The organism is Streptomyces sp. NPDC104313 (genome assembly GCF_055583985.1).
This window is the reverse complement of record NZ_JBVJMW010000006.1, coordinates 150,577-165,379: the sequence shown is the minus strand read 5'-3', so window position 1 is coordinate 165,379 and position 14,803 is coordinate 150,577. Positions and strand designations below refer to the sequence as shown.

Annotated in this window: 6 protein-coding genes; 5 read left to right on the top strand and 1 reads right to left on the bottom strand. The window is 73.7% G+C overall.

The genetic code is table 11. From position 1 onward, the window contains the following. Positions 1-53 precede the first annotated feature (53 nt). Positions 54-1,724, top strand: coding sequence for a fumarate hydratase (locus tag ACZ60Q_RS16365; protein ID WP_469634215.1), 1,671 nt, complete (start codon positions 54-56; stop codon positions 1,722-1,724). Between the two features lie 62 nt (positions 1,725-1,786). On the opposite strand, the gene ACZ60Q_RS16360 is transcribed toward ACZ60Q_RS16365, so the two are convergent. Beyond that, complete coding sequence (locus ACZ60Q_RS16360) at positions 1,787-2,788, bottom strand: LuxR C-terminal-related transcriptional regulator (RefSeq protein ID WP_469634212.1); 1,002 nt, start codon at positions 2,786-2,788, stop codon at positions 1,787-1,789. An 82-nt stretch (positions 2,789-2,870) separates the two neighbouring features. Here ACZ60Q_RS16360 and ACZ60Q_RS16355 point away from each other — a divergent pair, with 82 nt between their 5' ends. Genes ACZ60Q_RS16355 through ACZ60Q_RS16340 form a run of 4 tightly spaced genes read left to right on the top strand, consistent with a single transcriptional unit; the run spans position 2,871 to position 14,743 of the window. Continuing rightward, positions 2,871-4,322, top strand: a complete 1,452-nt coding sequence (locus ACZ60Q_RS16355) for an MFS transporter (protein WP_469634974.1) — start codon at positions 2,871-2,873, stop codon at positions 4,320-4,322. After that, on the top strand, positions 4,267-7,527 hold the full coding sequence (locus ACZ60Q_RS16350) for a type I polyketide synthase (RefSeq protein ID WP_469634210.1): 3,261 nt from the start codon (positions 4,267-4,269) through the stop codon (positions 7,525-7,527). The genes ACZ60Q_RS16355 and ACZ60Q_RS16350 overlap by 56 nt, the downstream gene beginning before the upstream one ends. Beyond that, entirely contained in the window at positions 7,524-13,445 is a 5,922-nt protein-coding gene (locus ACZ60Q_RS16345) for a MupA/Atu3671 family FMN-dependent luciferase-like monooxygenase (RefSeq protein ID WP_469634207.1), read from the top strand. Before ACZ60Q_RS16350 ends, ACZ60Q_RS16345 begins: the two co-directional genes overlap by 4 nt. Beyond that, a complete protein-coding gene (locus tag ACZ60Q_RS16340; RefSeq protein WP_469634204.1) occupies positions 13,442-14,743 on the top strand; it encodes a M18 family aminopeptidase in 1,302 nt (433 codons plus the stop codon). The genes ACZ60Q_RS16345 and ACZ60Q_RS16340 overlap by 4 nt, the downstream gene beginning before the upstream one ends. The last annotated feature ends 60 nt before the right edge of the window (positions 14,744-14,803 follow it).

Sequence of the window (14,803 nt, the reverse complement as noted above, 5' to 3'; positions counted from 1 at the left end):
GGTGCGCTGCCCGAGGGAGGTCAGCCGCCGTCGCCGAGTGAGGAATGGCCGTCATGGCAGAGTTTGTGTACTCCGATCTGCTCCCCCTGGGGGAGGACACCACGCCGTACCGTCTGGTGACCGCCGAGGGTGTCTCCACCTTCGAGGCCGACGGCCGGACGTTCCTCAAGGTCGACCCGGAGGCGCTGCGGACGCTGGCCGCCGAGGCGATGCACGACATCTCGCACTACCTGCGCCCGGCCCACCTGGCGCAGTTGCGGCGGATCGTCGACGACCCGGAGGCCTCCTCCAACGACAAGTTCGTGGCGCTGGACCTCCTGAAGAACGCGAACATCGCCGCCGCGGGCGTACTGCCGATGTGCCAGGACACCGGTACGGCGATCGTCATGGGCAAGCGCGGGCAGAACGTGCTGACCGAGGGCGGTGACGAGGAGGCCCTGTCGCACGGGATCTACGACGCGTACACCAAGCTCAACCTGCGCTACTCGCAGATGGCCCCGCTGACCATGTGGGACGAGAAGAACACCGGTTCCAACCTCCCGGCGCAGATCGAGCTGTACGCCACCGACGGCGGCGCGTACAAGTTCCTCTTCATGGCGAAGGGCGGCGGCTCGGCCAACAAGTCGTTCCTCTACCAGGAGACGAAGGCCGTCCTGAACGAGGCCTCCATGATGAAGTTCCTGGAGGAGAAGATCCGCTCGCTGGGGACCGCGGCCTGCCCGCCGTACCACCTGGCGATCGTGGTCGGCGGCACGTCGGCGGAGTTCGCGCTGAAGACCGCCAAGTACGCCTCCGCGCACTACCTGGACGAGCTGCCCGCCGAGGGCTCCCCCACCGGGCACGGCTTCCGGGACAAGGAACTGGAGGAGAAGGTCTTCGAGCTGACGCAGCGGATCGGGATCGGCGCCCAGTTCGGCGGCAAGTACTTCTGCCACGACGTGCGCGTGGTGCGCCTGCCCCGGCACGGGGCCTCGCTGCCCGTCGCCATCGCCGTGTCCTGCTCGGCCGACCGCCAGGCCACCGCGAAGATCACCGCCGAGGGCGTCTTCCTGGAGGAGTTGGAGAAGGACCCGGCGCGCTTCCTCCCCGACACCACCGCGGCGCACCTCGACGAGGCCGGCGGGGACGTCGTGGAGATCGACCTCAACCGGCCGATGGACGAGGTGCTGGCCGAGCTGACCAAGTACCCGGTCAAGACCCGCCTCTCGCTGACCGGACCGCTGGTCGTGGCCCGCGACATCGCGCACGCCAAGATCAAGGAACGCCTGGACGCGGGCGAGGAGATGCCGCAGTACCTGAAGGACCACCCGGTGTACTACGCGGGCCCGGCGAAGACGCCCGAGGGGTACGCCTCCGGCTCCTTCGGCCCGACGACGGCCGGCCGGATGGACTCCTACGTGGAGCAGTTCCAGGCGGCGGGCGGCTCCAAGGTGATGCTCGCCAAGGGCAACCGCAGCAAACAGGTCACCGACGCCTGCGACGCGCACGGCGGCTTCTACCTCGGCTCGATCGGCGGCCCGGCCGCCCGGCTCGCGCAGGACTGCATCAAGAAGGTCGAGGTCGTCGAGTACGAGGAGCTCGGCATGGAGGCGGTCTGGCGCATCGAGGTCGAGGACTTCCCCGCGTTCGTCGTCGTCGACGACAAGGGCAACGACTTCTTCACCGAGCCCGCCCCGGCTCCGACGTTCACCAGCATTCCGGTGCGGGGGCCGGGTCTCGGCTGACCCCCGCTCCGTAGACGTACGAGGGAGGGCCCGTCCGCGCGGACGGGCCCTCCCTCGCGTTCTCAGCCGTCCAGCAGGCCCGAGGTCGCGACCAGATATCCGAGCTGCGCCCGGCTGTTGCTGCCCAGCTGATCGGAGACCTTGCGCATGTGCTCGGCGACGCTACGGCGGCTCATGCCGATCCGGCGGGCGATGGAGGCGTCCGTCTCGCCGTTGACGACGGCCTGGAGGATGGCGCGCTGGAGGTCGGAGGTGACGACGGGGGTGCGCAGCGGCGCGCGTTCGGGGCGGACCGGGACCGCGCGGGACCACGCCTCGTCGAAGTGGCGGACCAGGAAGCGGACGAGCGAGGGGTGCTGGACCCGCAGAGCGGTGTGCGGCTCGTCGGAGAACGGGATGAGGGCGAGGTCCCGGTCGAAGACGATGAAGCGGTCCGCGACTTCGGGCAGGGTCCTGATCTCGGCGCCCTCGGCGGTCACCTGCTCGATGTAGGCGAGCGTGGTGCGGTCCGAGCGGACGGTGTGCTGGTAGAGGGTGCGCTGCCGGATACCGCGGCGCAGGTTGCCCAGGTCGCGCGGGAGCGACTGCTCCAGGACGTGGGCGGGGCGTCCGCCGCCGGGGTGGGCGGTGCGGACCTCGGCGCGGCAGCCGCTGACCCCGGCGTCCAGGGCCTTGCTGATGACGGCCGCGCCGGAGAGCCGGGTGAGAGCGGGGCGTTCCTGCCGGTGCATCTCGATGTAGAGCCCCTCGAAGGCGGCGAGGGTGGCGCGGGCGGAGCGCAGGGTGCGGCGCTGCTCGACGATCGCCTTCTCGATCGGGGCGAGCGCGGCGAACGAGGCGGTCTCCGGCGGTACGGGGATGAGGTAGCCGGGTGATTCCTGGTCGGCCACCATCAGGTGCAGGGACCGCAGGCAGGGGGGCGCGGCGCCGGCCGGGAGGCAGCCCTCCGTCAGCGCACGGCGATAGGCCGCGAGCGCCGCCTCGCAGGGTTGTTCCGGTATCGACCGGTCCGAGGGTGATTCACGGCAATCACATACCGGTGAGGGGGAATGATCGTCCTTCACAAGGATGCAGATTACCTTTGTGCAATCGGGAGTCCCCCGTCCGGCGCCGGCGCTCGAGGAGTATGTCCGGGTGACATCTGGAATCGACGGGGCGGACGGGCCGAAGGCGGACGAGGCGGACAGCGGCGCCCAAAAGGCCCGGGACACCGCGGTCTCCGATCGCCGTTTTCGCTTCCTCGTCGCCGGATACGCGGTGTCTTCGTACGGGACATTCCTCAATATGGTGGCGCTGAATCTCTTCGTCTACGAGACGACGGGCCGGGCGCTGGCCATGGGGCTGTTCATGGCGGTGCGGCTCGCCTCCGGATTCGTCGCCGGTCTGGTCGTGGGCGGCCTGCTCGCCCGTTTCAGCGCGAAAAGCATCATGCTGTGGGCGAATGTCGGACAGGGCACGGTGATGCTGGTGCTCGTCCTGGCGCCGGACGGTCTGCTGACCGGGGCGCTGATGGCCGTCTCGGTGGTGATCGGGGCGTGCGGGACGCTGTTCATGGTGGCGTTGCGCAGCTCGATCCCGGAGATGGTCGGGGAGGACCGCAGGGCCTGGGCGAACTCCCTCTCGATCACCGGTCGTTCGCTGGCCATGGTGGCGGGGTTCGCCTCGGCGGGCGTGGTGGTGTCGCTCGTCGGGTACACCGCCGCCTTCCTTGTCGACATGGCGACGTTCGTGGTCTGCGCGGTGACGGTGGCCCTGTTGCCGATCGCGGGCGGCAAGGGAGCGGGCGGCAAAGGAGCGGGCGCCAAGGAGGCGGAGGGCACGGCCTCCGAGGGCTCCGGAGCGGGGAAGGAGGCCTCGGGTGCCTCGGGTGCCTCGGGCGCCTCGTCCACGAAGGGCGGCAGGCGCCGGCGGCCCGTGGCCTTCCTCGCGCTCGCCGCCGCACCCGGGCTGGGCCTGATGGTGGCCCTGCGCGGGGTCGACGCGTTCGGTTCCTCGTCCCACAACGCGGCGCTGCCGATCTACTCCACCTCGCTCGACGCGTCGAATCCGGCGGTGTTCGTCAGCGCGTTCTGGTGCGTGTGGGCGCTCGGCAACATCGGGGCCCAGCAGGTGATCCAGCGGTACGCGCGGCGCACCGGCCGCTCGGTCGGGGCGCTCGGTTTCGGCTACGGCACGGTGGTGATGTCGGCGGCGTTCATCGCGGCGTTCGCCGGGTTCCCGCTGGCCGTGACGGCGGTGATCGCGCTGATCGCGGGGGCCGCGGACGGTCTCACCGAGGTCGCGTACACCTCGCATCTCCAGACACTTCCGGCCACCTTGCGCGGCCACGCCTTCGGTCTTTCGGCCACTTTCGAGAACCTCGGCTTCGGCGTCGGCATGATCCTTGTGGCGGCGGCCCTCGACCGGTTCTCCCCACTGGCCGTGGTGGGCTGGTCCCACGGCGCCGCCATCGTCGTCGCCGTGGTGTTCCTGCTGAGGGTGGCGGGGCTGCGGCGGCGGGCGAAGGGTGCGGGGGTGACGGGGCTGCGAAAGGAAGAAGCTGTTGAGGGACGACCGGATCGCGGTGATCGGGACGGCGCTGAGGTTTCCGGGGGCTGACACCCCCGGGGCGTACTGGCGCGACATCCGGGCGGGGGCCCGTCACGTACGCCGTTTCACCCGGGCCGAGTTCGCCGCGGCGGGAGTCCCGGCGGCGGAGTACGAGCGACCGGGGTTCGGCGGGGCGAGCGCGCTCCTGGCGGACGTGGACGGCTTCGACGCCGGGTTCTTCGGTATGAGCGGGCGGGAGGCGGAGCTGACCGATCCGCAACAGCGGCTCTTCCTGGAGTGCTGCTTCCACGCCCTGGAGGACGGGGGCTACGCGGGCGGCGAGGACCGTTACGAGGGCGGCGACGGCGCCCCCGTACGGATCGGGGTGTACGGCAGCTCCGGCTACCGCCTGTACTCGCTGCACAGCTATCTGGCCCAGAACCTGGCGGCGGAGGCCGGTTCGGGCGACTGGATGACCGCCAAGCAGGTCCAGGTCGGCAACTACCCCGACTTCACCGCCACCCGGGCCGCCTTCCGGCTCGGTCTGACCGGCCCCGCGCTGACCGTGTCCACGGCCTGTTCCAGCGCCCTGGTCTCGGTCCATCTGGCCTGCCGGGCGCTGCGCGCCGGGGACGCGGACCTGATGCTGGTGGGCTCCGCGGCCCTGCATCTGCCGGGGGTCACCGGCTCGGTCCCGGTGAAGGGCTCCACCCTCTCCCCCACCGGCACGGTCCGGGCCTTCGACGCGGACGCGGACGGCACGGTCGGGGGGAACGGGGCCGCCGCCGTCCTCCTCAAACCGCTGTCGCGGGCGCTGGCCGACGGCGACACCGTGCACGCGGTGATCCTGGGCTCGGCGGTCACCAACGACGGCTCGGACAAGGCGGCCAACGACGGCCCGGGAAGAGGGGGGTTCGCCGCCCCCGGGGTCGCCGGGCAGCGGGACGCGGTGCTCGGGGCGCTGCGCGCGGCGGACGTGGACGCGGCGTCGATCGGCTACGTGGAGGCGCACGGCACGGGCACGCTGAAGGGCGACCCGATCGAGTTCGCCGCCCTGACCGAGGCCTTTCGCGCGTACACCGACCGGACCGGTTTCTGCGCGCTCGGCTCGACGAAACCGGCCATCGGCCACCTGGACAGCGCCGCGGGGCTCGCGGGGCTGGTCAAGGCCGTCGAGGTGCTGCGGCACGGGGTGGTCCCGCCGCTGGTGAACTTCTCCCGGCCCAACCCGGCCCTCGCGGTGGACGACAGCCCGTTCCTGCTGCCGCTACGGGAAAGGGCCTGGCCGCTGGCGGGGGTACGGCGAGCCGGTGTGCACTCCATCGGCATGGGCGGTACGAACGCTCATGTGATCCTGGAACAGGCGCCCGAGGCCGCGATCCCGACGACAGCCGAGGCCGGTGTGCCCTCTCCCGCCCTGCTGCCCGTCTCGGCCGCCGACGGTGAAGCGCTGCGGGCGTACGCCGTCGCACTGCGGGACCGTCTGGCGGGCGGTTCGCCTCCCTCCCCCGCCGACCTGCTGACCACCACCGCCCTCGGGAGGAGACTGCTGCCGCACCGGCTGGTCGTCACGTCCGCCGACCCGGTGGCCGGTCTCGACGCGTTCCTGTCCGGGGCCCCGGAGGGTGAGGCGTACACGACCGGGGTCGCCGACGGCGTACGGGAGCGGCGGCCGGTGTTCCTCTTCAGCGGCCAGGGCGGCGGGCATCGGGGCATGGGCGCGGAACTCGCCGCGCGCTTCCCGGTCGTGGCCGAGGTGCTCGATGTCTGCGCCCGGGTGTACGCGGAGGAGACCGGGCGGGACGACTTCCTGGACCGGATCGTCGGCGGACAGGGTCCCGAGCGGTGGGACACCGCCTTCGCTCAGCCCGCCCTGTTCGCCCTCCAGATCGCCCAGGCCCGGCTGTGGGAACGGCTCGGGATCACCCCGGCCCGGGTCGCCGGGCACAGCGTCGGCGCGTATGCGGCGCTGTGCGTGGCCGGGGCGCTGGAGACCGAGGCCGCGATGCGGCTGGTGTGCGGGCGCGGGCGGCTGATGCAGGAACGATCCGCCCCGGGCGCGATGGTCGCCGCGTTCGTCCCCCGGACCCGGGTGCGGGAGCTGCTGGACGCCGTCCCCGGGCTGGAGCTCGCCGTGGTCAACGGCACCGCGCACCATGTGCTGGGCGGCCCGCCGGAGGCGGTGGACGCGGCACGGGCGCTCCTGGTGGCGCGGGGTGAGGCATACGAGGTGCTGGCGGTGGACCGGGCGTTCCACACGGCGCTGCTCGACCCGGCGCTGGAGGACTTCCGGGTGCTGGCCGACAAGGCGGAACTCCGCCCGCTGCACACGGAATTCATCGACGGCATCGACGGCACGGTCCGCCCCGCCGGGTGGCGGCCGGACGCCGCGTACCTCCTCGCCCAGGCCCGCCGCACGGCGGACTTCGCCGCCGTCCTGGCGCGGCTGGCCGGATCGCCTCCGGACGGGCCGGCCGGATCCCCGTCCGACCGGTCCGTTGCCGGATCCCCGCTGCTGCTGGAGCTGGGACCGTCCGCCGTGCTGACCGGGATGGTCCGCCGGTCGCTGCCGGACGCGGTCTGCGTACCGACGCGGCAGTGGGAACGGGCGGTGGCCACGCTGCACTGCGCCGGGGCCGGGGTGGACTGGACGGCGCTGCTCGACGGCTGCGGCGGCCGGCGCGTCCGGCTGCCCACGTACCCCTTCCAGCGCCGATCGCACTGGAGGGGGCCTGCCCCGTACACGCCCCCAGTACCGCTCACCCCGCTCACGGGGCTGCCCGCCCCGACCGGCGGGGCCGCTCACTCATCCGCACGCACCACGGAGGACCGCATGACCGAACAGGCCGTACTGGACAGGGTGCTGGAGCTGACCGCGCGCCATCTCGGCCACCGGCCCGACGAGGTCGCCGCCGACCGCACCTTCGTCGGCCTCGGCGCGGACTCGCTCCAGCTCATCGGGATGGTGCGGCAGCTGGAGGCCGAGTTCGGCACGGAGATCAGCATGCGGGAGGTCCTGGAGGAGGCGGGCACGCCCCGGCTGACGGCAGCACTGATAGCCGGGCGGCGCACTCCCGCACCGACGACAGCGGCTGAGCCGCCGCCCGCGCCGGCGCCTGCCGCCGACGGGCCCGGGTACGCCACCCGGGCCGAGGTCGCCGCCCTCTCCGAGCAGCTGCGCCAACTGGCCGAGACCCAGGCCACGATGCTCACCCAGCTCTCCGAGGCCGTCGCGCTGCTGACCGCCCGCACCACGGGGACGGACGGGCGATGAGCGCGGGGATACCCGAATCCGCCGAGGCCGCGGACTCGGCGGGCACGGACGCCGCCATCGCCGCCGACAGCGCCGCCGAGGCTGTGGCCCGAGCGGCTGAGCTGTCCCGCGCGCTCACCGCCAGGCTCGCGGAGGCCCGCGGCCAGGTCTCGACGAAGGGTCCGAAGCCCGCCGCCGGGGAGGCCGCGCACGGCCCCCGTCTCGTGGTCGACGCGGCGGGCGGGATGGCCGGGGCGGGGGCCGACGCGGCACAGCGGGCCCACACCGCATCCCTGATCCGGCGGTTCACCGAACGCACCCGAACCTCCAAGCAGCTGGCCCAGCAGCACCGTTCGGTGCTCGCCGACAGTCGCGCCGTCGTGGGGTTCCGGGACGCCACCAAGGAAATGCTCTACCCGGTCGCGGCCCGCTCGGCGCACGGCTCCCGGCTCACCGATGTGGACGGCAACACCTACACCGACATCACCATGGGGTTCGGCGCGCTGCTGCTGGGCCATGAGGCGGAGCCCGTCACCGACGCCGTGCGCCGCCACCTCCGCGACGGGCTGCGTTTCGGCCCCCGGTCCCCCGACACCGGGGAGGCCGCGGCCCTGCTCGCCTCGCTGACCGGTCTGGAGCGGGTCGCGTTCGCCTCCTCCGGTACGGAGGCGAACTCGGCGGCGATCCGGCTGGCGCGCGCCGCGACCGGGCGCGACAAGGTCGTCATGTTCCGGGGCTCCTACCACGGCCACATCGACTCCGTCCTCGGCCGGCCGGGCGGACCCGGCGGGCACGCCGTGCCCGTCTCCCGGGGCATCCCGGACTCCGCGGTGGCGGAGCTGATCGTGCTGGAGTACGGGGCCCAGGAGTCCCTGGAGACGATCGACTCCCTCGGGGACACGATCGCCGCCGTGCTCGTCGAGCCCGTGCAGTGCCGCAACCCTGGCCTCAGGCCCGTGGAGTTCGTGCGCTCGCTGCGCGAACTCACCGCCCGCCGGGGCATTGTGCTGCTCTTCGACGAGATGCTGACGGGGCTCCGCCCCCACCCGCGCGGCGCACAGGAGCACTTCGGGGTGGTGCCGGACCTCGCCACGTACGGCAAGGCGCTCGGGGCAGGCTTCCCGATCGGCGCGGTGGCGGGGCGGGCCGATCTGCTCGACGGTGTGGACGGCGGGTTCTGGCGGTACGGGGAGCCCGGCGGCCCCTCGCGCGAGACCACGTTCATCGGTGGAACGTACATGCAGCACCCGCTGTCGATGGCGGCGGCCCGCGCGGTGCTCACCCACCTCACCGAGCGGGGGCCCGGACTCCAGAGCGGGCTGAACGCCCGCACCCAGGCGCTCGCGGACCGGCTCAACACCTTCTTCCGCGAGGAGGACTTCCCCGTGGAGCTGGCCCACTTCGGGTCGATGTTCCGCTTCAAGCACCGCGCCGACCTGGAGTTGCTCTACCACCACCTCCAACTGCGCGGCGTGTACGTATGGGAGTGGCGCAGCTTCTATCTCTCCACCGCGCACACCGAGGAGGACGTGGACCGGGTCGCGGGGGCCGTGGAGAGCTCGTTGCGGGAGCTGCGCGAAGGCGGGTTCTTCCCCCGGGCCGCCCGCCCGGCCGCCGTGCGGCGCGCCGAAGTGCGACGTCCCGCACCCGACTTCGGCGTCTACTTCTTCGGCGACTATCCGCAGACCCGCGAGAGCGACGGGAGCGGCGAGGCCGTCGGGAGCGGCGTCCCGGAGGCGTACGACACCGTCCTGGAGACCGCGCGCTTCGCCGACGAGCACGGCTTCTCCTCGGTCTGGCTGCCCGAGCGGCACTTCGACTCCTTCGGCGGGATCTTCCCGAACCCCGCCGTGCTCGCCGCCGCCGTGGCCCGGGAGACCGGGAGCATCCGGATCAACGCGGGCTCGGTCGTCCTGCCGCTGCACGATCCGGTGCGGGTCGCCGAGGAGTGGTCGGTGGTCGACAACCTCTCCGGCGGCCGGGTCGGCATCGGCTGCGCCACCGGCTGGCACGCCCGGGACTTCGCCCTGCACCCGGACCGGTTCGCGGACCGGCGGCGGATCACCTTCGACCACCTCGACGAGGTGCGCCGGCTGTGGCGCGGGGAGGCGGTGCGGCGGCGCACGGGCGAGGGCGCGGAGGCGGAGATCCGGATCCGGCCGCGCCCGGTGCAGGAGGAGCCGCCGTTCTTCCTGGCCACCTCCGGGCAGCGGGCGTCGTACGAGGAGGCGGCCCGGCGCGGCCTGGGGGTCGTCACCAACCTGATGAGCCAGACCGTGGACGAGCTGGCGGCGAACATCGCGCACTACCGGCGTACGCGTGCGGATCGCGGGCTCGACCCGGCGGCGGGACGGGTGACGGTGCTGGTGCACACGTATCTCGGCGACGACCACGCCACCGCCCGGGCCGAGGCGCTGGAGCCGATGGTGCGGTATCTGCGGTCCTCGCTGCTGATGCGCTCGGCGGCCACCGCCGCGGGGTCCCGGCGCGAGGACGTGGCGGCGGCGAGCGAGGAGGACCTGGACTATCTGTTCCGCCGCGCGTACGACCGCTACTGCGACCAGCGGGCCCTGATCGGCACGCCCGCGAGCGTCGCCCCGTTCGTCGACGCGCTGCACGGGGCCGGTGTGGACGAGATCGCCGCGCTGGTCGACTTCGGGATGGACCGGGAGCGGCTGCGGTCCGGGCTGGAGCGCCTGGACCTGCTGCGCCGCCGGACACGGGAGCGGGAACAGCGGCGGGAGCGGCGGCGGGACGTCCGGGCCGAGGACACCGTCGCGCCCGCCACCTCGGCGCAGCGGCGGCTGTGGCTGGCCGCGCAGTTGATGGAGAACCCCGCGGCGTACAACGAGACGGGGGCCGTACGGCTGCGCGGTCCGCTGGACGTGGCGGCGCTGCGGGCGGCGGTGGACGGACTGGTCGAGCGGCACGCGGGGCTCCGGACGGTGTTCCGGGCCGAGGAGGAGGTGGGCGTCGTCCAGGTCGTGCGGAACGGGCTCCGCGTCCCGTTGACGGTGACCGACGCCCGGGGGCAGGACGCCGAGCGGGCGATCGGGGCGCTGCTCGCCGAGGAGAGCGGCCGGGCCTACGACCTGGCCGGGGGGCCGCTGTTCACGCCCCGGCTGCTCCGGCTGGCCGAGGACGACCACGTCCTGGTCCTCGGTACCCACCACATCATCACGGACGCGCACTCGGCCGCGCTGATCGCCGGGGACCTCCGGGAGCTGTACACGGCGGCCCGCGCCGGACGTCCGCCGGTCTTCGACCGCCCCGCCGGGACGACCGTCGGGGCGCCCGAGCCCGCGGCCGACGCGGCCGACCTGGCCTGGTGGCGCGAGCTGCTGGGCGACCGGCCGCCGGTGCTGGTCCTGCCGACGGACCGGCCGCGCGGTCGCCGGGTGGCGGGGCGCGGCGGGGCGGTGGCCCGGACCGTGGGCCGGGAGCGGGCGGAGCGGCTGCGGGAGTGGAGCGGGCAGCAGGGCGTGACCCTGTTCGCCACGCTGTGCACGGCCTGGCAGCTGGTACTGCGGCGGCGGTCGGGGCAGGACGCGTTCCTGCTGGGCACGACGTTCGGGCGGCGGACGCCCTCGACGGCGGACACGGTCGGGTTCCATGTGGCGCTGCTGCCGCTGCCCCTGTCCGCCACCGGCGCGACCTCGTCGCCCCAGGCCGTACGGGCCACCGGGCGGGCGCTGTTCGCGGCGGACGAGCACAGCGGGGTGGACCTGGACGCGCTCCTGGCGGCCGTCCATCCGGATCCGGGGAATCCGCGCCCGCTGGTGACCGTTTCGGTCGATCTGGACCGGGCGACGCTGGCCGGAATCGACCTGCCCGGGCTGCGGGCGGAGGGCGTGGCGGCCGGGACGGAGTCGGCGCCGCTGGAGCTGGCGCTGATGGCCACCCACCTCCAGGACGGGAGCCTGCGGTTGCGGCTGCGTTACGACGCGGACCTGTTCGACGCGGCGACGGCAAAGGGGTATCTCGCCGAGCTGGACGAGCAGGTGGACGCGATGACGGACCCGGTCGGGGAAAGCCCGGGCGGACCGGGCACGGGGAGCACCGCCGGAGCGGACTCGACGGCCGCAGCGGACACGACGGGGCCGGGCGCCACGGCGGGGTCCGGCACGCGGACGGCCGCCGGCACCGCCGCGCTCCTCCGCGAGGTCTGGGAGTCCGTCCTCGGCCGGCACGGCTTCGCCGCCGACAGCAACTTCTTCGACCTGGGCGGCAATTCGATCGCCGCGATCCGCCTGGTGAACCGGGTCCGGGACACGCTCGGCGTCGACTACCCACTGGCGGACTTCTTCGCCGACGCCACCCTGCGGGCCATGACCGGGCAGCTGGCGGACGGCCCGGAGACGGACGCCGCGCCCGTCGCCGACGTCGCGCCCGTCGCCGACCGCGCGCCCGTCGCCGACCGCGCGTCCGCGATCGACCGCGCCCGCCTCGACGACCGCGCCCGCCTCGTCGACCGCGCCCACGTCAGCGACCAGCAGGCCCGGATGGTCGCCGGGCATCACGCCATGCCCGACCCCGCCGTCTGGAACGTGCCGACGCGCATCACGTTCACCGGGGCGCTGGACCCGGCGGCCCTGCGGTCCGCCGTGTCCGAGCTGGTCGCCCGGCACGACGGGCTGCGGACCAGGTTCGCGCAGGAGGAGGCGCCGGACGGGCCGTGGTGGCAGGAGGTGCTGGCGGCGGAGCCGGTGGCGCTGCCGGTGGAGGACCTGACCGGACTGCCCGCCGGCGAGCGGCGCCCCCGGGCGGACGCCCTGTGCCGGGCGGACGCGGCGGCCCCCTTCGATCTGGGGCGGCCCCTGCTGCCCCGGACACGGCTGCTGCGGGTCGAGGAGGACCGCTGGGAGCTGATGTTCGTCCTGCACCACATCTGCGCCGACGGCTGGTCGCTGTCCGTGCTGCTCGCGGAGATCGCCGCGCTGTACACGGCGGCCGCCGCGGGCGTCCCGCACGGCCTGCCCGAACCGGCGATGCAGGCGCCCGGGTACGCCCGGTGGCAGCGGGAGCACCACGATCCCGGCGCCGAGGCGGAGCGGGCCGCGTTCTGCGCCCGCTACCTGGACGGGGTGCCGTCCGCCGTCCCCGTACCGACGGACCGGCCGCGTCCGCAGAAGCTGAGCGGGCACGGGGACACGGTGCGCGGGGTCGCGACGGGTGCGGTGCGGGCGGCGGTGGAGAAGCTGGCGGCCGACCGGCGCACCACTCCGTTCGCGGTCGCGGCGGCGGCTCTCGGAGTGTTCCTGGCCCGGCTGTCGGGAGAGGAGGACACCTTGCTGAGCGTGCCGTACGCCAACCGCGAGGGCGCCGCCTCGGAGTCGCTCGTGGCGATGACGTCCACCGCGGTGATGGTCCGCGTACGACTGGATCCAGCCAATCTTGACGAGACCTGCGCGGAGCTCGCTGTCCGTACGGGCACGGGCGCGCTCGGCGCCATGGCGCACGTGCTGCCCACCGCGCGCATCATGCAGGCGATGCGGGACGCGGGCGCTGTCAGCGTCCCCGACCGGGTTCCGCACATCCTGGCGTTCCAGAACTCCGTCGACACGGACATCGAGATCCCCGGGCTCCGGGTCGAAGTGGCCGATCTGGCACCGCCGCTTTCCCGCAGCGAGCTGTGCTTCGGGCTTGCGCCGCGCCGGGACCCCGCGAAGGGTTATCGAACGTTCCTGGAATTCTCCACCGACCTGTGGGACCACACGACCGCCCACGACCTTCTCTCGTCGTACACCGACCTGCTCGCGGAGTTCAGCGCCCGGCCCGACCGGCCGGTGCGGGAACTCCTCGGGGAGCGCCCCTTGGAGGGGCCCCCGGGCCGAGGCTCCGGAGGCTCCGCCGGGGACGCCGCCGCCGGGCCCGACCAGCCCGGCGGATCCTCACCCTCCCAGCCACTGCCGAACACCGGAAAGGCGGACGCCGTATGACTCCGGCCCCCCACCGCAGCCACACCGACGACCTGCTCTCCTTCATCGCCGCCAGCCCTTCCCCGTACCACGTGGTGGCCAGTGCGGCCCAGCGCCTGGAGAAGGCCGGGTTCCGTGAACTGCGCGGCACGGACGACTGGACGGGGGCGACCGGCGGCTGCTTCGTCAGCCGCGCCGGTGCCATGATCGCCTGGTACGTCCCCGAGGGCGCGCCCGCCCACACCCCGTTCCGGATCGTCGGCACCCACACCGACTCCCCGAATCTGCGGATCAAACCCACGCCGGACACCGGGACTTCGGGGTGGCGGCAGATCGGCGTGGAGATCTACGGCGGCGTCCCGCTGAACACCTGGCTCGACCGGGACCTGGGCATCTCCGGCCGCCTCGCCCTGCGCGGCCCCGACGGCGCCCCACGCAGCCGGCTCATCCAGATCGACGAACCCCTGCTGCGGGTACCCCAGTTGGCCATCCACCTGGACCGTTCGGTGAACGACGGCGTGGCCCTGGACCGGCAGCGGCACATCGCACCGATCTGGGCGCTGGGTGACCCGCGGGAGGGCGAGCTGCTGCGCCGGGTCGCGTCGGCCGCCGGGGAGGACCCGGCGGATGTGCTGGGCTGGGACCTGATGCTGCACGACATCCAGCCACCCGGATACCTGGGCGTGGACCGGGAGTTCGTGGTGTCGGCCCGGCTGGACAACCAGGTGTCGGTGCACGCCGGGGTGACCGCGCTGGTGGACGCGGCGACGGGGGCCACCCAGCCCTCCTTCGTGCCGGTGCTGGCCGCCTTCGACCACGAGGAGGTCGGCAGCGGTTCCGAGACGGGGGCGCAGAGCCCGATGCTGGAGCGGATCCTCTCGCGGTCCGTGTCGGCGCGCGGCGGCAGCGACGAGGACTGGTCGCGGGCGCTGGCGGGCGCGTTCTGTGTCTCCGCCGACATGGCGCACGCGGTGCACCCCAACTACGCGGAGCGGCACGACCCCGACCACCGCCCGCTCCCGGGCGGCGGCCCGACGGTCAAGGTGAACGTCAACCAGCGCTACGCCACCGACTCCACCGGCCTCGCGGTGTTCACGGCGGCGGCCGAGCGGGCCGGGGCCCCCTGGCAGCCGTTCGTCTCCAACAACGCGATGCCCTGCGGTACGTCGATCGGCCCGCTCACGGCGGCCCGCCTCGGCGTCACCACGGTGGACGTCGGGGTGCCGGGCCTGTCGATGCACTCGGCGCGTGAGCTGTGCGGGGTGCGCGACCCGGGCTATCTCGCCGCGATCCTCACCACGATCATGGTCGGGGACTGACCGACCCGCCCGGCCCCACCGACGGGCGCGGCGTCCGGAAGAACAGACCGGAAGTACAGA